The sequence below is a fragment of the Streptomyces sp. SX-6 genome (assembly GCF_059089585.1).
The window spans coordinates 109,093-130,059 of the sequence record NZ_JBTHHU010000008.1 but is presented as its reverse complement, the minus strand read 5'-3'; the positions used below and the strand labels follow the sequence as shown (position 1 = coordinate 130,059).

Annotated in this window: 24 protein-coding genes and 1 tRNA gene; 6 read left to right on the top strand and 19 right to left on the bottom strand. The window is 69.2% G+C overall.

The genetic code is table 11. From position 1 onward, the window contains the following. Positions 1-22: 22 nt before the first annotated feature. Positions 23-1,429 carry a hypothetical protein gene (locus ACV530_RS12425; RefSeq protein WP_494332434.1) on the bottom strand — a complete coding sequence of 469 codons (1,407 nt, stop codon included), beginning with the start codon at positions 1,427-1,429 and terminating at the stop codon, positions 23-25. A 35-nt stretch (positions 1,430-1,464) separates the two neighbouring features. Next, complete coding sequence (locus tag ACV530_RS12420; RefSeq protein ID WP_494332433.1) at positions 1,465-2,223, bottom strand: DUF4097 family beta strand repeat-containing protein; 759 nt, start codon at positions 2,221-2,223, stop codon at positions 1,465-1,467. Positions 2,224-2,405: 182 nt separating this feature from the next. Between ACV530_RS12420 and ACV530_RS12415 the strand changes: the two genes are divergently transcribed. Then, positions 2,406-2,477: transfer RNA gene (locus ACV530_RS12415), tRNA-Val, on the top strand. A gap of 466 nt (positions 2,478-2,943) precedes the next feature. Here the strand turns inward: ACV530_RS12415 and ACV530_RS12410 are convergent. The 3 genes from ACV530_RS12410 to ACV530_RS12400 all read right to left on the bottom strand — a co-directional run bounded on the left by ACV530_RS12410 (position 2,944) and on the right by ACV530_RS12400 (position 4,197). Next, positions 2,944-3,474, bottom strand: a complete 531-nt coding sequence (locus tag ACV530_RS12410; protein ID WP_494332432.1) for a hypothetical protein — start codon at positions 3,472-3,474, stop codon at positions 2,944-2,946. Then, positions 3,467-3,961: a hypothetical protein gene (locus ACV530_RS12405; protein ID WP_494332431.1), complete on the bottom strand. Its 495-nt coding sequence runs from the start codon at positions 3,959-3,961 to the stop codon at positions 3,467-3,469. Before ACV530_RS12405 ends, ACV530_RS12410 begins: the two co-directional genes overlap by 8 nt. 77 nt (positions 3,962-4,038) lie before the next feature. Beyond that, the gene (locus ACV530_RS12400) at positions 4,039-4,197 is read right to left on the bottom strand and encodes a hypothetical protein (RefSeq protein ID WP_494332430.1); all 159 of its coding nucleotides are present in this window, start codon (positions 4,195-4,197) and stop codon (positions 4,039-4,041) included. Positions 4,198-4,512: 315 nt separating this feature from the next. On the opposite strand from ACV530_RS12400, the gene ACV530_RS12395 reads away from it, so the two are divergent. Further along, complete coding sequence (locus tag ACV530_RS12395; protein ID WP_494332429.1) at positions 4,513-5,880, top strand: NsdA family TPR-like regulatory protein; 1,368 nt, start codon at positions 4,513-4,515, stop codon at positions 5,878-5,880. Then, positions 5,877-6,722, top strand: coding sequence for an NAD(P)-dependent oxidoreductase (locus ACV530_RS12390; RefSeq protein ID WP_494332428.1), 846 nt, complete (start codon positions 5,877-5,879; stop codon positions 6,720-6,722). Before ACV530_RS12395 ends, ACV530_RS12390 begins: the two co-directional genes overlap by 4 nt. A 330-nt stretch (positions 6,723-7,052) precedes the next feature. Here ACV530_RS12390 and ACV530_RS12385 read toward each other — a convergent pair whose 3' ends face one another. Beyond that, entirely contained in the window at positions 7,053-7,868 is an 816-nt protein-coding gene (locus tag ACV530_RS12385) for an AraC family transcriptional regulator (protein WP_494332427.1), read from the bottom strand. A 55-nt stretch (positions 7,869-7,923) separates the two neighbouring features. Here ACV530_RS12385 and ACV530_RS12380 point away from each other — a divergent pair, with 55 nt between their 5' ends. Next, positions 7,924-8,496: a class I SAM-dependent methyltransferase gene (locus ACV530_RS12380; RefSeq protein WP_494332426.1), complete on the top strand. Its 573-nt coding sequence runs from the start codon at positions 7,924-7,926 to the stop codon at positions 8,494-8,496. A gap of 375 nt (positions 8,497-8,871) precedes the next feature. Here ACV530_RS12380 and ACV530_RS12375 read toward each other — a convergent pair whose 3' ends face one another. The 7 genes from ACV530_RS12375 to ACV530_RS12345 all read right to left on the bottom strand — a co-directional run bounded on the left by ACV530_RS12375 (position 8,872) and on the right by ACV530_RS12345 (position 15,366). Beyond that, positions 8,872-9,600 carry a hypothetical protein gene (locus ACV530_RS12375; protein ID WP_494332425.1) on the bottom strand — a complete coding sequence of 243 codons (729 nt, stop codon included), beginning with the start codon at positions 9,598-9,600 and terminating at the stop codon, positions 8,872-8,874. 16 nt (positions 9,601-9,616) lie between these two features. Beyond that, positions 9,617-10,801 carry a glycosyltransferase family 4 protein gene (locus ACV530_RS12370; protein WP_494332424.1) on the bottom strand — a complete coding sequence of 395 codons (1,185 nt, stop codon included), beginning with the start codon at positions 10,799-10,801 and terminating at the stop codon, positions 9,617-9,619. A gap of 232 nt (positions 10,802-11,033) precedes the next feature. Further along, entirely contained in the window at positions 11,034-11,156 is a 123-nt protein-coding gene (locus ACV530_RS12365) for a hypothetical protein (RefSeq protein ID WP_494332423.1), read from the bottom strand. A 320-nt stretch (positions 11,157-11,476) separates the two neighbouring features. Further along, entirely contained in the window at positions 11,477-11,614 is a 138-nt protein-coding gene (locus ACV530_RS12360; RefSeq protein ID WP_494332422.1) for a hypothetical protein, read from the bottom strand. Between the two features lie 19 nt (positions 11,615-11,633). Beyond that, positions 11,634-13,787, bottom strand: a complete 2,154-nt coding sequence (locus ACV530_RS12355; RefSeq protein WP_494332421.1) for an FUSC family protein — start codon at positions 13,785-13,787, stop codon at positions 11,634-11,636. Between the two features lie 85 nt (positions 13,788-13,872). Next, a complete protein-coding gene (locus ACV530_RS12350) occupies positions 13,873-14,226 on the bottom strand; it encodes a hypothetical protein (RefSeq protein WP_494332420.1) in 354 nt (117 codons plus the stop codon). 69 nt (positions 14,227-14,295) lie between these two features. Beyond that, positions 14,296-15,366: a questin oxidase family protein gene (locus ACV530_RS12345; protein WP_494332419.1), complete on the bottom strand. Its 1,071-nt coding sequence runs from the start codon at positions 15,364-15,366 to the stop codon at positions 14,296-14,298. 120 nt (positions 15,367-15,486) lie between these two features. Between ACV530_RS12345 and ACV530_RS12340 the strand changes: the two genes are divergently transcribed. After that, a complete protein-coding gene (locus ACV530_RS12340; RefSeq protein ID WP_494332418.1) occupies positions 15,487-16,218 on the top strand; it encodes a tyrosine-protein phosphatase in 732 nt (243 codons plus the stop codon). Between the two features lie 9 nt (positions 16,219-16,227). On the opposite strand, the gene ACV530_RS12335 is transcribed toward ACV530_RS12340, so the two are convergent. The 4 genes from ACV530_RS12335 to ACV530_RS12320 form a co-directional block, all read right to left on the bottom strand. Beyond that, positions 16,228-17,007 carry a DUF4097 family beta strand repeat-containing protein gene (locus ACV530_RS12335; protein ID WP_494332417.1) on the bottom strand — a complete coding sequence of 260 codons (780 nt, stop codon included), beginning with the start codon at positions 17,005-17,007 and terminating at the stop codon, positions 16,228-16,230. Between the two features lie 93 nt (positions 17,008-17,100). Then, positions 17,101-17,823, bottom strand: a complete 723-nt coding sequence (locus ACV530_RS12330) for a 3-keto-5-aminohexanoate cleavage protein (protein WP_494332416.1) — start codon at positions 17,821-17,823, stop codon at positions 17,101-17,103. Positions 17,824-18,017: 194 nt separating this feature from the next. Further along, on the bottom strand, positions 18,018-18,437 hold the full coding sequence (locus ACV530_RS12325; protein WP_494332415.1) for a DUF2000 domain-containing protein: 420 nt from the start codon (positions 18,435-18,437) through the stop codon (positions 18,018-18,020). Positions 18,438-18,474: 37 nt separating this feature from the next. Then, a complete protein-coding gene (locus tag ACV530_RS12320; protein ID WP_494332414.1) occupies positions 18,475-18,966 on the bottom strand; it encodes a YbaK/EbsC family protein in 492 nt (163 codons plus the stop codon). A gap of 108 nt (positions 18,967-19,074) precedes the next feature. Between ACV530_RS12320 and ACV530_RS12315 the strand changes: the two genes are divergently transcribed. Beyond that, positions 19,075-19,626 carry a helix-turn-helix domain-containing protein gene (locus ACV530_RS12315; protein ID WP_494332413.1) on the top strand — a complete coding sequence of 184 codons (552 nt, stop codon included), beginning with the start codon at positions 19,075-19,077 and terminating at the stop codon, positions 19,624-19,626. Here the strand turns inward: ACV530_RS12315 and ACV530_RS12310 are convergent. Further along, positions 19,595-20,137, bottom strand: a complete 543-nt coding sequence (locus ACV530_RS12310; protein WP_494332412.1) for a Uma2 family endonuclease — start codon at positions 20,135-20,137, stop codon at positions 19,595-19,597. The two genes, ACV530_RS12315 and ACV530_RS12310, sit on opposite strands and share 32 nt — an antisense overlap. Before the next feature lie 72 nt (positions 20,138-20,209). Next, positions 20,210-20,965 (bottom strand): SDR family oxidoreductase, encoded by a 756-nt coding sequence (locus ACV530_RS12305; RefSeq protein WP_494332411.1) that lies wholly within the window; start codon positions 20,963-20,965, stop codon positions 20,210-20,212. Between the last annotated feature and the right edge of the window lie 2 nt (positions 20,966-20,967).

Below are 20,967 nucleotides of genomic sequence, written 5' to 3'. Positions count from 1 at the left end.
GCGCGCAGCATAACGAGCGGACCTACCGGTTGCCGCTGCCGCGCTCCTCACGAATCCCCCGCACCACCGCGGCGACCGACTCCCGCACCGCCTCCAGCTCGGTCAGGAACCGCCACCAGTCGGGATGCCGCCCCTCCAGCCCCGCGACCGCCCGGTCGAGCCGCCCCACCGCCTCGTCGAGCGGACCCGCATGGCGCGGATCCGGCGTGCTGCGCCCCGCCATCGCCAGCCGCTGCGCATCACGGATCGCGAACCGCGTCCGCTCGACCTCCTGCTGCCGGTCCGCCGACACCGCGTCCAGCCGCCGCAGCCGGTCACCGGCCGCCGACACCGCCTCGTCCGTCGAGGTCAGCAGCGCCCGCGCCGTCGCCAGCAGGGACGTCGCATCGGGCCACCGCTGCTCGTCCCGCGCCGTACGCGCCTCGCGCAGCTTCGCCTCCGCCTGCCCGACGGCGCGCGCCGCCTGCTCGGGCACCTGCTGGAGGTCCTGCCAGCACGCGGCGCTGTACCGCCGCCGCAGCTCGCTGAGCACCGGCTCCACCCCGGCCGCCCGCGTGGTGATCGCCTGCGCGCGCGTACGCAGAGAGACGAGCCGCTTGTCGATCTCCGCGGCCTTCTGAGGCAGTTGCTCCGCCTCGCCGCGGATCGCCTCGGCCTCGCGCAGCATCTGCTCGGCGCGGGCGAGCGTCTCGCGCACCCCGTGCTGTGCCGCGCCCTGGTTGAGCCTGGTCAGCTCGGGCCCCAGCGCGGCAAGCCGCGCCGCCAGGTCGTCGGCCCGCAGCCCTTGGGAGCGAGCAGCATCCAGCGCACCACTCGCCGCGAGCAGCCCCTGCCGGGCCCGCTCCACGACCGGCGCCAGCCGCGCGACCTCCTGCTCCGCCGCGGCCAGCAGCGGAGCCAGCCCCTGCCCGAACCGCTCGAGCTCTCCCTTGACCCGTATCAGCTCGTCCCTGGCCCGGGACAGATCCGCCCGAGCCCGCGAGGCCGCCGACGCGTCAAGATCCTCCCGATCAAGATCATGCGCATCCACAGCTGTGATGTACGCGGTCGACACCTCGTCGACCCGCTGCCCGAACGCCGCGAAGTCCGCCGCCGCCTTGCGCGCGGCGGGCGACGCATCGGCCGCCGTGATCGTCTCGACGGAGATCCGCAGATCGCGCTGCGCCGTGTCCAGCTCGTAGAACGCCGCCGCTGCCGCGTCCTTGGCCGCCTGCGCCTCGGCCCGCTGCCCCTCGCCGCGCCCCCACCCCCAGCGGCGGGTGCCCCCGCCCGCGAAGGCGGCCGGAGCGGCCGCCACCAGCGGAGCCAGCAGGGGCAGCGGCAGCAGAACGAGCGCGAGGGTGTCCCGGACCGCTGCTCGTGCGGCTCTTACGCTCACGTGCCCTCTCCCCGTCGATCGCCCCAGGCTTTCCCCAGGCCGGACGACCATTCTCCCATCCGCCCCGGCCGGGCCCCCGAGGACGGTCAGTCGCGAGTGAGCACCTTGATCTCCCCGTTGCCGCTGTGCACCGACACCACGTGCCGGCTGTCGTCGTCACGCGGGACCTCGATGGTCTGGCCGCCATTGGCACTGTCGGCTTCGACCTTGTACTTCCCCTGCGGCAGGACGACCTTGACCGCCCCGTTCCCGGACACCGCCTTCGTCAGGTCCGGTGCCTTGTCGAGGGTGAGCCGGATCTCCCCGTTGCTGGAGTGCGCGGACACCTGCGGTGCGTCGACCCCGGTGGCGGTGATGGCACCGTTCGACGTCTTGAGATCGAGCCGGCCCTTGACGTCCTTGACGTCGATCGCGCCGTTGTCGGAGCTCACCCGCAGACCGTGGTCGAACCCGTTCGCCTTCACGGCCCCGTTCGCGGTCTCGACCGTCACGGCCACCCCGCGCGGCACCTCGATCCGGTGCTTGGACTCGCATTCGCTCATCCCGCTGCACTTCTGCCGCAGCTTGAGCGTGCCCCCTTCCATCTCCCACGACGTGCTCGTGTCGCCGCCCACCGACCATCCGTCGAACCACCGGGTGACCTTCACGTCCTTCCCGTCCACCGGCACCAGCTCGAGCGCCGAGTCGTCCGCATCCACGGTGAGCGCGGTCCGCCCGCCGAGCGAGAACGTCTTGTGCTCGGGCGTCGCGTCATCGGCACTGGCACACCCCGCCAGCGTCACGCCGGCGATCACGATCCCGCCGAGCATGAGCGGTATGCGGACGGCGCGGGCGGGGCGGGGCATGGTGATCTCCGTGTCGGTCGGGTGTGTGCTCGGTACGGGCCTGGGGCCGGAACAGACTCTACGGAGACGATCACGCCGGGCGGTATCCCTCTTGCTACCGATTCGGGGGTGTAGCCAGCTACCGCATCGGGGTCCGCGTTTGCGGGGAGGCGGGCCGGGGGATGTAGGCTGTCGTTTCATTCGGGTGCATAGCTCAGCGGTAGAGCGCTGCTCTTACAAAGCAGATGTCGCTGGTTCGATCCCAGCTGTGCCCACAACAAGTAACCGCCAGATCAGAGGCGGTATTTGCCCCCCAGTCCGATCAGGGCCGGGGGGCTCTTTCATGATCAGAGTCCACATAGAGTCCACATCCCCACGGAGTGGCATGTGCAGGGTGATCGTAAAAGCCCTTGATCCTGCGTCGTGCTGGCGTGGAGTGCCGCGCACGGAGGGGGACGGTGCGGCTCCCCACACACACCGGCACGTGCCCTCCCCATCCTGTGGCCCCCGGCGGGGAGGCCGGCCCACAGGAGGAAGCCCCTGCCGCGCTTGTCGACAGGGGTTTCCTGCACACCCAAAGTAGACCGCCCTGCACCCTTGCGGGTACGGGGCGGGACGCCTTGAGCCGGCGTCGCCAGCGATCCGGGCGGGCACGTGAACGCCCGGACGCTGATGTGCCGTATGCACGCCGAGGAAGGCGCAGCACCGGCGCTCACCATTCCCTCTATCCGTGCCAGATATTCACCGTGTGAAGCCTTTGTGATGTCGGGCTTTGCCGAGCAACAGCCGCAACTGTGCCGGGTCGCAGAGCATGCGCTCACTGTCCGGCGCCGGCAGCAGCCAATGGGAGGCCTGAGGAAGGCGCCGGTACGGGGACGGGACCGTCAAGGAGATCGTGCGGCAGTGCCTGGGGCGGCTTTCGGTGCCCGGCTCCTCCCAGTCTTTGCCAGCGGCGACGGACACGAGTGCGGTGTACCGATCCATGTGGGGCGAGTGAAAGACCGCGCTGGTGATGCCGACAGCACGGAAGCGGGCATGGACCGAGGCCCGATCGCCGGGATGCGGGATTCCGTACTCGACGAGCGCTGCCGGCACTTGCACGACCGAGAAGCGCGTTCCTACCTCGAGTTCCGCCTTATCCCAGCGCATCCACTCGTACACGGCGAACTTGGGATGCGTCAGGCCTGCGACGAGCCATTCGGCAGCAGGTGATTCCCGCAGGAAGGAGCGGATGGCCTCCTGGTCTCGCTGCCAGGCACTTTCGCTACGCACCGGGAGAACCCTGGGCAAGCAGGGCCCGCACGTCGTCAGGCTGGGCCAGCTCGCCCCTGTTGCTCGGTGCCGGGAGCAGCCAGAAGGCACCTGGTGGCTCTGTGCGCACGATGAGGGGAACCGCCAGGTAGTTGATGCGGTGATCACTGCCGATGTACTCGGTCCCCGGTACGGCCCAGTTCCAGGCCGTGTCATGCGGTACGAGCACGCTGTACCGGTCCTGAGCACGGGAGACGATGACCGCGCTGGTGATGCCGGCCTTGCGGAAGTGGCGCTTGATGGCGGTCCTGTCTTTGATGCCTTGGATGCCGCGTTCCACGAGGGTGGCAGGTAGGTGGATGGCGTCGAAGTGGATGCCTACGCGGAGCGTGGCGGTCGTTCCTCGTGCCCACGCCTCGTAGGCGTCCATCGGGCGTAGTTCCCGTGACACGAGCCAGGCTGTTGCTCCGAGCCGCGTGAGGGCTTCAGGGACGGACGAGTAGGTCATGTGATTACTTTCGTCGTGGGCCGGTGGCGCGATGGGCTGGCGGAGTTGCCACTGGTGGGCAGCACGAGGGCGGTTTGTCAGCCCTGGCGCTGAGTAGGCGGTGCGGGCTGCAAGTCGGCGATGTCGCACTGCCACTCGGTGCCGCCGCGCACCGGCCGCAGGTAGACCACCGTGGGTTCCTCGTCCATGCCGTACGGCTTGCCGATGCCGGTCACCACCCCGATCTCGCCGCACACGGTGTCGAGAACCTGAATCCACAGCCTCAGCCAAGGAGGTACCGGGCCGTCACTGGCGGGCGCAGGAGCGTGGTCGCCAAAGTCAACTGCGATGGCCTGCGATCGTTTTGAGTCAGCCCTGTTACGCACGGGCCGTAGCCTGGCCCCCTGGGCAGGCCATAGCGAGTGTCACATGAGTGCCACTAGGTGCCACTCGCGGACACGACGGTGCCGCATCGCCCGCGAAGAGTCTCACCTGTTCAAACGGGGTGCGTGGCGGGGGAGTTGATGCCCTAGCGTGGAATCAGAAGCAGCGCTTGGGTAGGGGAAGTGAGCATGGAACAGTCGCGTCCGCCGCTCTTCCGGATCCTCATCGTGCGATTGGGATGGAAGGAATACCCGGTCTTCAAGAAGCAGTACGAGGAGACAGCACGGCGGCTGGCCCGCGAGCAACGAAGTCCCTCGCTCGCGTCAGCAACGATCCTGGTGCGTACGTTTCGGCGATGGAGTGCCGGCGGGGTGACGGCGCCTCGCTCGGTCGAGGCGCGCCAGATCCTGGGTGCCATGTTTCCGGGGTACACGGTCGAGCAGCTTTTTGTCCCTTCTCATGGGGTCAGCGGTGCCGAGGCTAACCTAACCTTGGATGGTCAACACTCGGCGGGGAAGTTTGAACACGTTGTCGAGGATGAGGTCATGGCAGCGGCTCATGAATCCGCGCGGTTTGCTGCCCGCGCGGAGACCAGCAACGTCGGCCCTCACACGCTAGATCAACTGGCCGCCGACATCCGGCGCATAGTGCGCACGTACCCCAACCGCCCCGTAAAGGCGATGTTCTACGAGGTGCGTGCCCTGCGGAACCAGGCGTTCAGCCTGCTCGAGGGGCGCCAGCCCCCCGACTTCACCCGCGACCTGTACACAGCCGCGGGTGTGCTGTGCGGAGTCCTGGCGAATGCCTCCTTCGATCTCGGGCAGTACGACGCCGCCGAAACTCAGGCGCGCACTGCCTTCCTGTGCGGCGAACTCGCCGGGCACAACGGGCTGCGCGCCTGGGTCCGCGGCCTCCAGGCCCTGATCGCATACTGGGACGGGCGCCCCGGCGACGCCGTGCACTTGGCCGACTCGGGGAGCCGATTCACGCCACACCGCGGCACCGCAGACATCCGGCTGGCCAGCATCAAGGCGCGCGCACTTGGCCAACTCAACTGCTCGAGCGAGGCCCTCGCCGAGCTGCATGCCGCAGACGCCATGCGCGAGAACCTGACCGGCGACGACGATCTTCCCGGGGGCATGATGGCCTTCCCTCTCGAGAAACAACTCTTCTATGCCAGCAGTACGCACCTCTGGCTCGTAGGAGGCCGGCACCTACCCGACGCCGAGGCCCGTGCGCAGGAAGCCGTCGAGCTGTTCGAGCAGGCCGCACCCGAGCACCGGCGTCTCGGGGAGCTGGCTCTGGCGCGCATGGACCTGGCGACAGCCCGGCTGGCCCGCGGCGAAGTCGACGGGGCTGCCGATCAGGTCTATGCGGTGATCGGCGACAATGCCCGCCGCCGCACAGAAAGCGTCCGACGGCGTATCAACCAGTTCAGCAACAGCCTTACGCGCCACCCCGCTGCTGGCACACCCGTTGCCATCGGGCTCACGATGGCGATCGCCGCCCATCAGGGACACACCCGAACCGAACTGCCCCCAGGAGAACCTCTGTGATCGTGACTGTCCTGCACCCAGGCACCATGGGTGCAGCCGTCGCCGCGCAAGCCGTGGCAGCAGGGCATCAGGTCCTCTGGCTGCCCGAAGGCCGAAGCTCAGCGACCCGCAACCGTGCTGAAGCGGCCGGGCTGACTCCGTGCATGTCGCTGAGCGAAGCGCTGGAAGCCAGTGACATCGTGCTCTCGATCTGCCCGCCCCACATCGCCGAAGACGTGGCGAACGCCGTCGCTCCCTACCGATTCAACGGCCTCTATGTGGATGCCAACGCGATCAGCCCTCAGCGGATGGAACGCATCGCAGCAGACTCACCGGGACGCATCACGCTCGACGGCGCGCTCTTCGGGCCACCACCGAACGCCGAGAAGACAGTTCGCCTCTACACCGCAGGCGACGATCCTGCCGTCGAACAGCTCAATGCCCTCTTCAAGGGCACCTCTGTCCACGTGCGCAACACGGGCGGCTCCATTGGATCGGCCTCCGCCCTGAAAATGGCGTTCGTTAGCTTCCAGAAGGCAGCCCGCACCCTTGCCGGAGTTGCCCATGCCCTCGCTGATGACCACGGCGTGGCTGATCTCCTCGCGGCCGAAGCGAGCAGCATGGCGTCGGACTTCCTCTCCAACCCGGGCTACCTGCCCAGTGTCGCAGCACGCGCCTGGCGGTGGGCGCCTGAGATGACCGAGGTCGCCGAATCGCTGCGCGAGGCTGGCCTGCCAACGGAGTTGGCCCATGCCGCCGCTTCCGTGATGAGGCAGTGGGATGGTGACAAGGACCAGTTTGACCTACCGCTTGCTGACGTTCTCCAGCATCTGAAGGACACGGACATTAAGAGGCGAGGTTAGGACCAGTTCCAGCAGGTTCTGGAGACGACGTTGTCCGGCTGGCCCCATGCTGGCCCGCTGCGTCGATGCTGATGCTGCTTCCCGAGCAGGAAAGCGAGGTGAACAGCCGTGTGAATCACACCAACTTCGGGGCACGGTAGCCCATGGGGTAGTGACAACCAGCGCTTCCCAGAGGTGGGATGACCCTGCCAACGGTAACGATCAGGGAGTCGGTGAACGTGTCCGGAGTAGTGCAGCTGGTGGTAGAAAACTTGACCGTCAGACGAGCTCACGACGGAACTGGGCCAGACCCTGGCCTGCCCCTCATGTAACGAGACAGCACCGCTCCTGCTAGGTACGGCTCGCCTCGCGGGCGCGTGGCGTGAAGTACGCGCCCGGCGGCACGCCCACCCCGCGCCGGAATGCCGCCACGAACGCGCTCGGCGATCCGTAGCCGACCCGCCGTGCCACCGAGGAGACCGTCGAGCCCGCTGCGAGCAGCGGCATCGCCGCCTGCAGCCGCAGCTGGGTCCGCCAGCGCCCGTACGACATGCCCGTGTCCGCGACGAAGGCGCGCGCCAGGGTCCGCGCGCTCGCGCCCACCACTGTGCCCCACTCCGCGAGGGTCCGGTCGTCCGTCGGGTCGGCGCGGAGCGCCTCCGCGACCCGACGGGCCCGCGGGTCCGCCGGCATCGGGGCCCGTACGGTCGTCACCTCGACCGGCCGCAGCAGGTCGAGGACGACGCGCTCCGCGCGCTCCCGCTCCGCTGGGCCGAGTTCCTTCTCGCCCTGGGCTAGGTGCCCGATCAGCTCGCGCAACAGCCCGGAGACGGGCACGACTTGGGGCTCGGACCAGTCCACCGGACAGCTGTCCGGCCAGAAGTACAGGCTCCGCAGCAGGGCCGGCCCCGACGACCCGGTGGAGTGCGGGACGCCCGCCGGGATCCACAGGGCGACGGTCGACGGCAGCACCCACGTACGGCCGCGGGTCCGTACGGCCAGCACCCCCTCCGGCGCCCACGCCAGTTGGTGCGCGCCGTGCTCGTGGCGCCCGAACCACTCGCCCCGGTCCAGCGGGAAGCTCGCGACAGCGACGGCGCCGCCGGGCGGGTTGACCAGCCGGGGCGCCGGCGTGCGAAGCCGCCGCGGCTGTCCGTTTGACGACATGGGTTGACCTCCTGGGCCGTATACGACACCGCCCCCCCATTCCTAGCCTCGGAGCATGCCGATGAACCTCCTTCACCGCCGTATCTGCTCCTCCGACCGCTGGGCCCGCGCGATGCGCGACCAGCTCCTGCCCTGGGCCCTGGAGGACGTCCCGCTCGGCCCCGACACCCTGGAGATCGGGCCAGGTTACGGCGCCACCACCAGCGTGCTGGTGCGCCGGACCGAGCGGCTCACCGCCGTCGAGGCCGACCCCTCCTCCACCGTCCGGCTGCGCCTGCTCTTCGGCGACCGCGTCGACGTCGTCCACGGGGACGGGGCCGATCTCCCGCTGCCCGACGGGAGGTTCGACTCCGTCGTCTGCTTCACGATGCTCCACCACGTGCCGTCGATCGCCGCCCAGGACCGCCTCTTCGCCGAGGCCCACCGCGTCCTCCGCCCCGGCGGCCTCTTCGCCGGCTGCGACGCCCTGGACAACTGGGGCTTCCGCCTCATCCACCTCGGCGACACGTGTGTGCCCGTACCGCCCGAGACCCTGGAGGCGCGCCTGCGCATGGCCGGTTTCGAGGACTGCACCGTCACCGTCGGAGAGGGCAGCTTCCGCTTCGTGGCGCACAGGGCGGCCGACTGACGGCACTCTCGCCTTTACGGGCTCCACGGCCGGGTAGCCATGGAGTACGGCGGCCGGGGCGCGTCTCTCGTACGGCCTCGATGGCCTTATGGATCCGGACCGTCGGAAAAGGGTGATGAGGAAGCTGCTGCCACCGTTCTCGCTGGTGGCAGCAGCACCTTGAACGTGCTTACAAAGCAGATGCCGCTGGTTCGATCCCAGCTGTGCCCACATCTGAACAGCCGCAGGCAGACAGCGGCTTCGGCCCCCCAGCGCGATCAAGGCTTGGGGGCTCGTTCATGATCAGAGCCCACATCCCACCAGCACCCCGCGATCCAATTTCGCCTACGGGCCTTGCTCCTGGAGTACGACGGCAGGTCGGCGGTCATGGGTCCGTCATAAGGACGGATCGGCGTCGTCCGGATGTGGCCAGGGGGCGGGCGGTGACCAGCGCCCGCCCGCGTGTTCATCAATGAGGGCCTGCATCGCTCCACGGTTGCCCGCGGCCTGGTGGTAGCGCCCGCACAGGGCCAGATTCGCTTCGTACTGCGCCCCCTTCTTGAGCGCCTGGGGGTGATACAGGATGTAGATGCGGCCTTCATGGCGGACCGGCGGTGCGCCCATGAGCGTGCCGTAGGCGATCTCCCACGACGCGTCCTCGAAGCCCCATCCGCGGAAGCGCTCGTCCTGCCCTCCGTGAGTCCACCAGGTGGCAGGTGCGGTCACGTAGACGCCCCCGCATGCCGCGTCGATGATGAAGGCGTTGCAGGCGGGCAGTGGCACTCCCGCGAGGAACTGCGCGCTGCCTTCGGTCCACAGGGAGCGGCATTCGGTGTAGGGCAGGTGGACTCTGCCGCTCGTTGCGGCGCCCTTGACCGCGGCCCGTACCGGCGTCTCCTCGGCGAGGGTGTCTGCGTCTGCCACGACCACGACATCGGCTCCGACCCGCTCGGCGAGACGGACGCCGGCGTTGCGGCAGGATGCAGTGCCGAATGGCTCGTCGCCTGTATCGATGTCGACCACGTCGATGCCGGGGAGCAGGCGATGCCAGTGGGCGACCGTGATGCGGTGGGCGTACTCGCGGCCGGGCCCGGGTCGCCAGGGGATGGTAACGATGACCTTCATTGGACAGCGGCGCTCTTCATGCTTCGCCGCAGGGGTCGGCGCCAGTGGCAACTCCGGCGCGCTCTTCCCTCTCGGGCGGGTGACTCGGTTTGCGTACGAGCAACTCCACACGGTTGAGCGGTGCGTCGACTGCCGTTTTGAATGCCTTGTCCGTTCGCGGACCCGCATGACCGGGCGCCGGGTGCGCCGGACCCGCAGGGATGGGGCCCGGCCAGGCTGTGGGCAGGCTGAGGTTCAGTGCGTTGAGGCGGCGGTATGTGCTGGTCCGCCGCCGTCCGTCGGGCAGCGATTCCACGGTGTCGCACCAGAGACCAAGGGCGGTGTTCGCGCTGAGCTCGTCGGAACGTTGCCGTGCCCGGCGGGAGGCCCGTTCCCAGTTCATCGGGTCCCGCAGTGAGTCCAGGGTGTGGAGCCATGCTTTCGGGTCGTCGCGGTAGGCGAAGATTCCCGCTCCGCCGAGGGCTTCGACCAGGCCGGGCGTGGGGTGGGCGATGACGGGGATGCCGGAGGCGAACGCTTCCACTGCCACGCGTCCCCAGGATTCGTAGAGGCTGGGCATGAGGATGACGCGGGAACGGGCGTAGACGTGGGTGCGCATCTGGTCTCCGGCAATGCTGTCGATCACCTCGCAGTTGGACAGGTGCGCCGGTGGTGTGCGCTGCTCTCCGTAGGCACCGCGCACACCCAGGAACCTCCACTGCGGTGTCCATGCCGCGAGTTGCCAGAAGAGGTCGCCGCCCTTGTCGGAGTTCAGATTGACCAAGGTCACGCAGGCGCCTGGCCGGGTGCGGTAGTGCTCCGCGATCACAGGAGGACGGACCACGATGCTGTGCCTGGGCAGGAACTCATCCGGGTACTTCGCGTAGAAGATCTCAGCGTCCCGCCGGATCCATTCGCTGTTGTACACGACAAGGTCCGCTCCCGCCGCGTTGTGGAAGCTTGTGGCGAAGTTGTCGTGGCAGATCACGATCACTGGTTTCCGATAGGCATTGGACAGGCCCGACATGATGGGGACATTCTCGAAATGGGACAGCAGCACGTCCGCCTGCCGGACTTCGGCCGCGAAGCTGATGCCCCGCTGGAACGGGATGACCCGCACCCCGTCGATGTCGTAGCTCTCCCTCACTTTCCCCGGATGGGACAGCCACACTGTCACCCGATGGCCGCGCTCGGCCAAGGGGCGCAGCATCGAGTGCAGCATCCACTCCGATCCCGCGTTGTGCTCCGGCGGGTACCCGTACACCCTGGCTGCCAGAGAGATGCCCCGCGTCCCCATCAGCCCCCCAGGCGCGTGAAGATCCCGATGGGGCGAGGGGCCGGGTAGTGCGCGCCTGCTCGGTGGAGGCAGTGGACGACGTGGCATGGGGTGGACACCTCGCGCCCCGCCCGCCCGTCCTCGCGTCGCGGTGCCACGGCCTCTCCCCGGTCCCGGGTCACTCCCGGAACGTGAGGGTCTCGTCGCCCGACAAAATGCCGATGTACTTCTTCCCTGTGCTTTCGACGGCCAGTTGGTACTGGCAACTGCCCTCGGTGACGAACCACGGGCTCCTCCCCACTCGCGTCCCGCAGCACCGCATTGGCGACGACAATGCCCGTTCGTAGGACCGAGGCATATACAGCGCAGGTTCCGGACTGTCTCATCCTGAGGGGTGTCCATACGTTTGGGGAAGATGTCCCATGTGTGCACGGTGGCCGGAAGGCGTTTTCGCGCCGTCGGAACGCTTCTCCGCCTACGCATCAACTGAAGGCACTTGACGCCGACATGCACATCGACGGCCGACATCATCCTCCCGCCGGCCCCGTCCAACGCCGGGCGCCTCTCCCGTCTGTGCGACTTTCCGCCCGAAGCCGCCCGGAACGACCGAGACGAGTTCACTCACATGGGGCGAGGACTGGCATCTGACGTCGAAATCGCCCACCGCGTCAACGAGTTCTCGGTGGCCGCCGAGGCCGTGGCCGTCGGCGCGGCGTCGCCGAACAGGCACCGGGCCTGCTCCGTCAGGGTGTTGTGCATGCGTTTGAGCCTATGTGACTCACTCCGCGGCTCGCCCGATGAGTTCGGCGCGTGCCGTGTCGCGGGCCACCGCGGTGAGCCAGGCCTCGGTGTCGGCGATCAGCAGGGTGTCGGCTGCCGGAACCTCCCCGGCTGTCTGTTCGGCGAAGAGCAGTGACCCTGTGGGCAGTTGGGCGTACCGCACCAGTGCTGAGGCTCCCGAGGTGCCGGTGCTGCGCAGGGTCTCCGCGGCGCGCCGGCACGCTTCCCGTACCGCGGCGGCCAGTGCGGCCAGTTCACCGATGGCGGCCGGCGGAGGAGGGGAGTGGCGGTCGCGCTCCTGTCGGGCCAGCAGCAGTGAGCCTCCGGTGATGGCGTCGTAGCCGGCGAGCATATAGGCGCCCCACGGCGGGTCTCCCAGGTGCTGGGAGGCCCGCTCGGTGCGGTACTGGAGATGGGTCGTCTGGGCGAGGAGCAGGGCGCTCCGGGCCGGGCGCAGGGGATCTTGGCTGTGGTCGGCGAGACGGCACAGCTGGTCCGTCACGATGCGGCAGGCATCGCCGCTGCGGTCGAGGAAGTCGGCGACGGTGTGCTGGAGTTGGCCGTGCGCTCCACGGGGCCAAGCCAGCAGGGCGGCGACCGCACCGATCATGCCGCCCACGATCACATTGACGACGCGCAGCGCGGGAAGTCCCCAGGAGGTGGCGGTGATCTGGCCGAACAGCAGCACCATGGCGAGGGTCACCATGGCCTGCGACCACCAGGGCTTGAGGAGCGGGCAGATGGTGAAGCCGATCAGAAACGCCACAGGGGTCACGGCCGCGTAGAACACAGGGCGGTCTCCCACGGCGATGAGCAGCGCGGTGGAGAACGCGGCGCCGACGACCGTGCCGGTGAAGGCCGGCACGAGGGCGGTCCGGGTGTCGGCCGCGGAGGTGCGCATCAGGCCGAGGACGGTCAGCAGGACCCAGAACCCGTGGGGCAGGCTCAGGGCTCCCGCGATCACCCGGGCGGCGGCGAGGGCGACGGAGATGCGGATGGCGTTCTGCAGCAGCACCGAGTGGGTGCTCAGGTGCAGCCGGAGCCGGCGGCACCACCAGGCGGGGGCGGAGACGGTGGCGTAGGCGAACGGGCCGGAGCGCGGGTCCCACCGGGGGCCGGGGCGGGCGCCGAGTGCGATCTGCGCGGCCTGGTCGGCCACCAGCACCGCCTCGGCCGCTGCCCGCACCACAGCGGACTGCCGCAGGTCGTCCGGCGATGATCCGTGCTCCAGGGCGCGCATGCGCCGGTTGTCGAAAGCGCGGAGTTCCGCGGCCTGTTCGGCGGGTGCGGGGGCGAGCGCTCCAGAGCTCAGGTTGTGTGCGGTCTGTTCCAGGCGCGCCGCCCCGCCTTCGAGTAGCCGGGCCGCGTCCGCATCGGGTGTGCGGGTGTCTTCCAGGACGTCGTCGAGGCGTCCTCGGAGGTATGCGGCCGCGATGCGCGTGTGGTTGAGGCCGCGGTCGTGCAATGAGACCGAGGTGGGCCTCGACGCCGGGGGAACCTGGGAGAGCAGCGTTGTCCTCAACGCCTCTCCGGCGTGCCGCCGTTCGGCATCGGCGTCCGCGGAACCCCTCGGGTCGGCGAGCATCCGTCCGGCCGCGGCGCAGTACGCGGCCAGCGCCTCGAATGCTTCGGCCAGCCGGAGCCGGTAGGGAACCGGCGGTGGATCGTGCCACAGCAGCAGGTCCACCACGACGGTGAGCAGGATGCCGACCGTGATTCCGCCCAGCCGGTACGGAAGTTGGGCCGGCTCGTACGGGGGGAAGCACGGCAGCACGTAGTACAGCTGGAGCGCGGCGGCCAGCACGGAGGGCCGCAGGCCCCCGGCTCCCATGAAAGAGATGACGAACCCCACCACCAGCAGCCCCAGCGCGGCAGCCCAGTCGTCGACGGCGAGCAGGGTGCCCGCCGTGACCAGGATCCACGCCGCCGGCAGGACCAGCAGCAGCGTCCCGGCCCGGCTCCGCGCCGGACCGGGCAGTTTGCTGAACAGGATCAGGGGCAGCGCACCGAAGATGGCGTACAGGGCCATCACGGGCTGGTGGAAGCCGTAGGCCAGGGCGTAGAAGCCGGTACATCCGGCAAGGACCAGCCAGACGGCGCGACGCAGGGCGTCCGCTCCCCCCTCGTGCCGCAGCAGCCGGCCCAGTCGCATGTCTCCTCCGGAGCTCAGAGGCGATCTTCAGGGTCCCGCCTCCGGAGGTGCCGGGCAATTGCGCGGGGCCGTCCGGGTGAGACGCTCAGGCCAGGCGGCAGGGGACTTCCAGGTCCTCGCTCAGGAAGTGAATGGCACAGACCCGGTGGTAACCGTCCGCGATGATCAGCGGTCGGCCGCGGATCAGCAGGACCGGTGACAGCTTCTCCCCGGCGTCGACCTTGTCGAGGTCGCGGCGTACGTGGATGTTGTCCGGGGCCAGCAGGGGCAGCTCCGAGGCCCGGAGGATGTCCTTGGCCTTCTTCACCGTCGTCTTGGCGTGCTTCAACCGCTTGATGAGGCCCTCGACCTCGTCGGCCGGCAGGAGCAGGTCGAGGTAGTCGGCTGCCGCCGGGAAGTCGTGGTCCTCGGGGTCGTGTTTCCACACCGGGTCGGCCATGGTGGTCCTCCCTGCCTTGTACGGCCGTGGTTCTGCATGACGGTAGCGGACACCACCGCCTCAGGGGACTCAGTCCTCCGTGTCGATCAGTTCGCAGGCGCGGCCCACGGCGGCCAGGGCCTCGGCGGCGCGGTCGGGATCGGCGGCCACGACGTCCATCGCGGTGTCCGCGAACTTGATGACGTGCTCGTTGCCGTGTGCCGCGGCGCGTTCGAAGGCTTCCTCGGCCGTGGGTGGTGCGGATGCGGTGGGCGTGAGCGGGGAGGCGGGGGCGTACGCGGCCGTGACCACGGCGGTGGCCTGCCAGGCCGCCGCGTAGCTGGGCACCCACAGGTCGCGGGGGAGCGCGGGGAGCGTGCGCAGGACGGCGTTGGGGGCGGTGGCCGCGTGGACGAGCATGATGGCGTTGCCGTGGGCGTGGTCCGCGTACCGGTAGGTCGACTCCCGTACCAGCTCGGCGAGGAGTTCGCGGGCGTTGTCCGGGCCGGTTGGTGCCTGGAGGGCCACTGATGCCGTGGACCAGCCTGCGGTGTAGGGGAGTTGGGTGACGCGTTCCAGGACGCCGCCCTCCTGGTCGGGCACCCTCGGTACGGCTGCCAGCGCCTCGGCGGCGCGTACGGTGCCGGCGGGGACGACGGCCGTGGCCAGTGGCAGGTGGCGTGCCGCCCAGTAGCCGAGTGCGTGCCCGAGTTCGGCGGCGCGCGATGCGTTGCCGTCGTCCGCGAGGAGGGCCCGTACCGCGTGGCCCACCCGGATCGCCGGGTGCGTGGCTCCTGCCAGGATGCCGGGCAGGAGGCGCGGCCACCAGGCGGCGAGTACGTCCCGCCAGGGCTGGTCTGCCAACTGGTCGGTGAAATAGGCGATCCAGTCGGCGAGGTGGTGCGGGTCCCCCAAGGCATCGTGCCAATTCTGCTCGGTCAGCCTGAGGTCGGTGCGTGCGGGCATTTCCTCGAGCTTGTCCCGGTAGCCGTCGATCCAGTCGTGGACGACAGGCGCGTGCCCGTGGTGCACGAGTGATTCGACGGCCATGGGGGCGTGGTTGGAGAGCCAGCCAAGGTGTTCGGGGCCGGTGCGGTGGAGTCGGGTCAGGGCTTCGTCGAGCGTGCTGTTGGCTGTCGCGGAGGCCTTGGTTTCGCTCATGAGGGAACGGTAGGTGCGGAGTGCACGTGGGGGTAACGGTCCTTGGGCGTACGTCGTGCGGACGGGAGTAGGTCCGGCATGAGTGCTAGGGCGTTGGGCGTAGGGCTAGAGTGGCGCGGTGTGACACGACACATCGCGTTCGAACAGGTGTTGAACTTCCGTGACTTGGGCGGATATTCCGCCCATGCGGGCGGTACGGTGCGGTGGGGTCTGCTCTACCGATCCGCCTTGCTCGCCAAGCTCGCGGGCGAGGACCTGGACCGCTTCCGCGCACTCGGCGTGCGTACGGTGATCGATCTGCGGTATCCGTGGGAGATCGAGAGGGACGGACGGGTGCCGCACCAGGACGGGCTGACGTACGTCAACCTCAGCGTCGAGCACCGGCCTTACGATCAGGCGGCGACCGACCCGGAGCTCGACCCGTGGCGCTTCCTCGCCGACCGGTATGCGGAAGTCGCCCATGACGGTGTCGAGGAGTTGCGGCAGGCACTGGACGTCATCGCCTCCGCCGACGGGCCGCTCGTCTTCCACTGCACCTCGGGCAAGGACCGCACCGGGCTGCTGGCCGCCCTTCTGCTGTCCCTGCTGGGCGTCGGCGAGGACGACATCGCCGACGACTTCGCCCTGACCGAGCTCGTCACGGACCGGCTGGTCGCCAACTGGCATGCCGCCCAGCCCGGCCGCACGCTGCGGTGGCCCGGATACGGGCGGGCTCCGGCCGAGGTCATCCGGCTGTTCCTGGCGGACCTGGAGGCCCGCCACGGATCCGTGCGCGGCTATGTCGCCGCTCAACTCGGCGTCGACGACGCCCTGGTCGGCAGACTGCGCGACCGGCTGCTCACCGTGGCGTGATGCCGCAGGTCAGTCGCGCGTGGTCACCTTGATCTCGCCGGTGTCGCTGTGGGCCGACACCACGTGGCGGCTGGCGTCATCGCGCGGGACCTCGATGTGCTCGGCGCCGAGGCTGGTGCGGGCGTCGACCTTGTACGCCGAGTGCGGCAGCGTGATGTGGATGCCGCCGTTGTCGGTGCGGGTGTCGGTGAGGTCCGGTGCCTTGGCGAGGTCGAGGCGGATCTCTCCGTTGTCGGTGTGCGCGGAGATCTGGGGCGCGGAGACGCCGGTGGCGGTGATCTCACCGTTGGAGGTCTTCAGGTCGAGGCGGCCCTTGACGTTGGTGTCCTTGACGTCGATCGAGCCGTTGTCCGAGGTGATCCGCAAGGCCTCGGTGAAGCCGTTGGCCCTCACGGCGCCGTTGTCGTCCTTCACCGTGACGGCGACATCGCGTGGCACCTCGATCCGGTGCTTGGACTCGCAGTGATTGCTGATGCCGGTGCAGTGCTGCCGCAGCTTCAGCGTGCTGCCGTTCATCTCCCACGACGATTTCGTGTCGCCGCCCAGCGACCATCCGTCGAACCAGCGGGTGACCTTGACGTCCTTGCCGCCCTTGCTGTCCACCGGGACCAGCTCGAGTTGCGAGTTGTCCGAGTCGATGGTGAGCGTCTGCCCGCTGAACGAGAACGTCTTGTGCTCCGGCGTCGCGTCGTCCGCGTTGGCCGTACCGCACCCCGTGAGGGCGGCACCGGCAATCGCAACTCCGCCGAGCAGCAGCGGTATGCGGATGGCGCGGGTGAGGCGAGGCATGGCGATCTCCGTCGGTAGCGGTCGTTCTCGGTTCTCGGTGATCCTCACTCTAGGAAGACGGGAGGGCAGTCGGGGATCCTGCCCTCTACCGGATCAGGGGTGGGGATAACCCCCGGGTCGCGCGGCCCGTATCAGGTCGGCGTTGCGCGTGGCAGGGGTGCCGTCCGGCAGATGGAGCACGTCCTCGAGGCCGATGCGCGTGTCCAGGCCACGGGCGGCCGCCATGCGCAGGACGGGCCAGGCCGCGGCGTCCTCCCCGTGGAGGAGGACCGGCAGCCTTGTGCCTGCGCCGAGTTCGTCGAGGAGCGCGGCCGCGGCTGTCGGCGCGGTGCGCGGGTCGGTGTCGGTGACCTCCGCCAGGACACGCAGCACGCGGTGTGCCTCCGGCCATGCGAGGAAGCGGCAGGCGGCATCCGTGCCCGAGTAGATCCCGGCCTCGATGCCGACGCCCCGCTCCAGCAGCGCCGCGGCGACAACCTCGGCGCCGTCCTCGTGCCAGTTCACGGAGGCGTGGTCCGGCAACACCGGCCAGCGGCGTATGAGTTCGGCGCGTTTCGCGGCGTCGGGTTGTGTCCATGCGCCCGTGGTCACCCCGACGGGGATCCCCGGGATCGCGGCCCGTACGGCTGTTACCGCGGCGGCGACGTCGGCGGGCTCGAGAGTGTCCGCGCCGTCCGCGTCCTTGGGGTGGAGGTGGACGTCCTCGGCCCCGGCCGCGACGGCCTCGCGGGCAGCCGCCGCGAGCTCTTCCGGGGTGACGGGGAGACGGTCGCACTCGGCCCGGGTCCGGGCGCCGTTCAGACATACCTGCAGCATGGGTCGATCGTGCCAGGGGGGTCTGACAGTGGCTGGTGGGTGCCCGGCCCGGGCCCGGATGCCGAACAGCGAACCGGGTACCGGTTTCCCCCACCCCCGAGGGCAGTTTTCGCGCGGAAACCGGTACCCGACTCGCCGACCGCCACCTTGCCGCATGAGCCGCGCAGCGGCGAAGACCGCTTCTCACCGCATTCTCATCGCACCAGGCTGAACCTCCGCGTCAGCGGGTCCAGTTCTGCGCGGCTGGCGAACGCGCACACGCCGTAGTACTCCAGCTCGGCCTCCGGAACCTTGCGCGTCGCTTCCTGCTGGGCCTCGGAGCCGCCGTCGGCCATGGTGTGGGTGAAGTCCGTGCAGAAGATGCCCTGTTCGCGCAGTCCGTTGCGCAGGAGGCGGAGCTGGTTCGAGTTCTTGGCCTGCAGGACGATGAGCGGGTGATGGGAGATGGCCGGGTGGATGCCGCCGTCGGCGTCCGTGTATGTCTGCGGGCAGAGGCGGTTGGTGTCCGGCATGCCGGAGGCCAGGGCGAGCACCAGGTGGCCGGTGACGTTGAGCATGCGCCCTGCGTCCAGTTTCTTGTTCAGCACCACGACGGTGCGCAGATCGTGCTCCATGACGCTTTCCGTGAGATGGGTTGAGAGTCGAGAGGTGTTACGGGCCGACGGGGAGGACAAGTCCCCCGGTGAGCCGGACGAGTTCGGCTGCGGTCGTCGGGAAGACCGTGTGGGGGGTGCCGGCTGCGGCCCAGATGCGTGAGTAGTCGGCGAGGGCCTCGTCCACGACGGTCGGGAGGGGGCGGGGGTGGCCGGTCGGGGCCACGCCGCCGATGGCCTGGCCCGTGGCCTCGCGCACCTGCGCCGCTGTGGCGCGCTCGAGGACGCCGCGGTCCCAACGGGCCGCGAGTGCGGCCGTGTCGACTCTGTGGCGTCCGCTGGTCAGGACCAGGACGGGCTCGCCGTCCGAGACGAAGACGAGGCTGTTGGCGATGGCGCCGACGTCGCAGCCCAGTGCGGAGGCGGCTTCTGCGGCCGTGCGCGCCGAATCCGGCAGTACGCGGACCTGTCCCGGGATGCCGGCCGCGGCCAGGGCGTCGGCGACCTGTCGGCTGCGGGCGGGCAGGGGTGTGCTCTCGGACGTCTCCATGCAGTTCTCCGTCCAGCTCTCCGTCGTTCTGTAAACGGAACGTTCCGTATGTGGAACGATAGGTCCGTCGAGGGCTGATGATCAAGTGGCGGAGGAGGGTGGACGAACGTGGAGCTGGCCGCGCGCGTGGGCAGTCGTCTGCGGGAGCTGCGTGTGGAGCGCGGGCTGTCGCTGTCCGAGCTGGCGCGCAGGTCCAAGGTGGGGAAGGGGACGCTCTCCGAGCTCGAGAGCGGACGGCGCAATCCGACGCTGGAGACGCTGTACGCGCTCACGACTGTGCTCGAGGTGCCGTTGAGTGCCGCGCTGCACTCGCCCGCCGTCTTCGCGGAGATCTCCGGCCGCGCCGTGGATGCCGTCCTCACCGAGCGGTTCGAGGACGCCGAGGCCGTCACGGAGACGTACCGGGTGCGCATCCACGCCGGAGCGTTGCAGGAGTCCGCCGCGCATACGCCCGGCACGACCGAGCACCTTGTCGTCCTCGGTGGCACGGTACGGGTCGGCGCGCTGTCCGATCCGGTCGTGATCGGACCTGGCGGGCACGCCAGTTGGGTGTCCGATGTCCCACACGTGTACGAGGCGGTGGGTGACGGTGACGTCGAGGCGCTGCTGTTCGTGCGGTACGGCCGCGCTACGGATAACGCGGGAGGTTCTCCGTCGTGATCGTCCAATCGGCGATCGTGACGTCCTCGCCGTAGACGAAGTTCTTCCGGGTCGCGTACTGGGGGCCGGACGGGGTCGGGTGGATGTCTGACAGGACGGTGCCCTCGCCCTTGCGGGGGTCGAAGATCGCGTAGACGGGGATCCCGAGCAGCGGGTAGTCCCGCACCTTGCCCACCCAGCCGTTGTCCGGATTGGAGCGGGACACGACTTCGATCGCGGCGATGAGCGTACGCGGATCGAAGCTCCCCTCGACTTCCATGTCCTCTTCCGGGATCACCATGATGTCCGGGTGCCGCATCACACCTTCGGTCATGCCCTCCACGTCGGGCGTTCCGGTGTGAGCCAGCACGTCGCCCGGTATCGCCGTCTCGAGGCGGCGCCTGATGCGTGCCGCCGTCAGCTCGTGAAGGCCCCCCGGCCACGTCATGTCGTGGATGATCCCCTCTTTCGTGATCTCCAGTTTGCCGGGCACGACCCCCCGTACACGTTCGACGGCGTCTCGCATCAGCATGTAGTGGAATGCGTGTGCTTGTGAGGCAGTTGACACGTAGGCCACGTTAGTCGGAGCGCCGCCCCCCATCTCTCAGCGCGTCGTGTAGCCGCCGTTGATGAAGACGGTCTGGCCGTTGAGCCACCAGCCGTCCGTGAGGAGGAACTTCACGTACGGCGCGATGTCCTCGATCTTCGTCAACTCGCCGTTCATCGATGACGACTTGTGGTACGTGACGGAGTCGTCCGTCTCGGCAGGGTAGAAGAACGAGGTGTCCATCGGGCCCGGGGCGATGTTGTTGACGGAGATGCGGCGGCCGAACAGCTCCTTGGACAGAGCGCGGGTGAAGTGTTCGACCGGGGCCTTGCTGCCGGCGTAGACGGAGTAGAGGCCGGTGTAGGCGGCGAGGAGCGAGGTCACGATGGTGACGATCCCGCCGTCGTCCTCGAGGCGCTTGGCGGCCTCGCGCATCATGAAGTACGCCGCCTTGGTGTTGACGGCGAACATCTTGTCGAACTCCTCCTCGGAGGTCTCGGCCATCGGCTTCTTGATGACCATGCCCGCCGTGTTGACCATGCAGTCGACCTTGCCGAACGCCGTGACGGCGGCGTCGAAGAGCTTCTCCACCTCGGCGACGCGCGTCAGGTCGCCCTGGTGGGTGATGGCGTCCCCGCCGAGCTTCTTGACGTCGGCGGCGGTCTGCTCGGCCTGGTCGCGGGAGGAGTCGCTGTTGTAGTGGACGACGACCTTCGCGCCGTCCGCCGCGCACTCCTTGGCGATCAGGCTGCCCAGGTTCTTCGACGCGCCGCCGATGACGACGACCTTGTCCTTGAGGGTGTGCGTGGGCATGA

Coding starts and splice junctions, on each gene's coding strand:
- ACV530_RS12425 (WP_494332434.1), bottom strand. CDS start 1,429: ATGGTCGTCCGGCCTGGGGAAAGCCTGGGGCGATCGACGGGGAGAGGG.
- ACV530_RS12420 (WP_494332433.1), bottom strand. CDS start 2,223: ATGCCCCGCCCCGCCCGCGCCGTCCGCATACCGCTCATGCTCGGCGGG.
- ACV530_RS12405 (WP_494332431.1), bottom strand. CDS start 3,961: ATGACCTACTCGTCCGTCCCTGAAGCCCTCACGCGGCTCGGAGCAACA.
- ACV530_RS12395 (WP_494332429.1), top strand. CDS start 4,513: ATGGAACAGTCGCGTCCGCCGCTCTTCCGGATCCTCATCGTGCGATTG.
- ACV530_RS12385 (WP_494332427.1), bottom strand. CDS start 7,868: ATGTCGTCAAACGGACAGCCGCGGCGGCTTCGCACGCCGGCGCCCCGG.
- ACV530_RS12380 (WP_494332426.1), top strand. CDS start 7,924: ATGCCGATGAACCTCCTTCACCGCCGTATCTGCTCCTCCGACCGCTGG.
- ACV530_RS12375 (WP_494332425.1), bottom strand. CDS start 9,600: ATGAAGGTCATCGTTACCATCCCCTGGCGACCCGGGCCCGGCCGCGAG.
- ACV530_RS12370 (WP_494332424.1), bottom strand. CDS start 10,801: ATGCTGCACTCGATGCTGCGCCCCTTGGCCGAGCGCGGCCATCGGGTG.
- ACV530_RS12360 (WP_494332422.1), bottom strand. CDS start 11,614: ATGCACAACACCCTGACGGAGCAGGCCCGGTGCCTGTTCGGCGACGCC.
- ACV530_RS12355 (WP_494332421.1), bottom strand. CDS start 13,787: ATGCGACTGGGCCGGCTGCTGCGGCACGAGGGGGGAGCGGACGCCCTG.
- ACV530_RS12350 (WP_494332420.1), bottom strand. CDS start 14,226: ATGGCCGACCCGGTGTGGAAACACGACCCCGAGGACCACGACTTCCCG.
- ACV530_RS12345 (WP_494332419.1), bottom strand. CDS start 15,366: ATGAGCGAAACCAAGGCCTCCGCGACAGCCAACAGCACGCTCGACGAA.
- ACV530_RS12335 (WP_494332417.1), bottom strand. CDS start 17,007: ATGCCTCGCCTCACCCGCGCCATCCGCATACCGCTGCTGCTCGGCGGA.
- ACV530_RS12330 (WP_494332416.1), bottom strand. CDS start 17,823: ATGCTGCAGGTATGTCTGAACGGCGCCCGGACCCGGGCCGAGTGCGAC.
- ACV530_RS12325 (WP_494332415.1), bottom strand. CDS start 18,437: ATGGAGCACGATCTGCGCACCGTCGTGGTGCTGAACAAGAAACTGGAC.
- ACV530_RS12320 (WP_494332414.1), bottom strand. CDS start 18,966: ATGGAGACGTCCGAGAGCACACCCCTGCCCGCCCGCAGCCGACAGGTC.
- ACV530_RS12310 (WP_494332412.1), bottom strand. CDS start 20,137: ATGCTGATGCGAGACGCCGTCGAACGTGTACGGGGGGTCGTGCCCGGC.
- ACV530_RS12305 (WP_494332411.1), bottom strand. CDS start 20,965: ATGCCCACGCACACCCTCAAGGACAAGGTCGTCGTCATCGGCGGCGCG.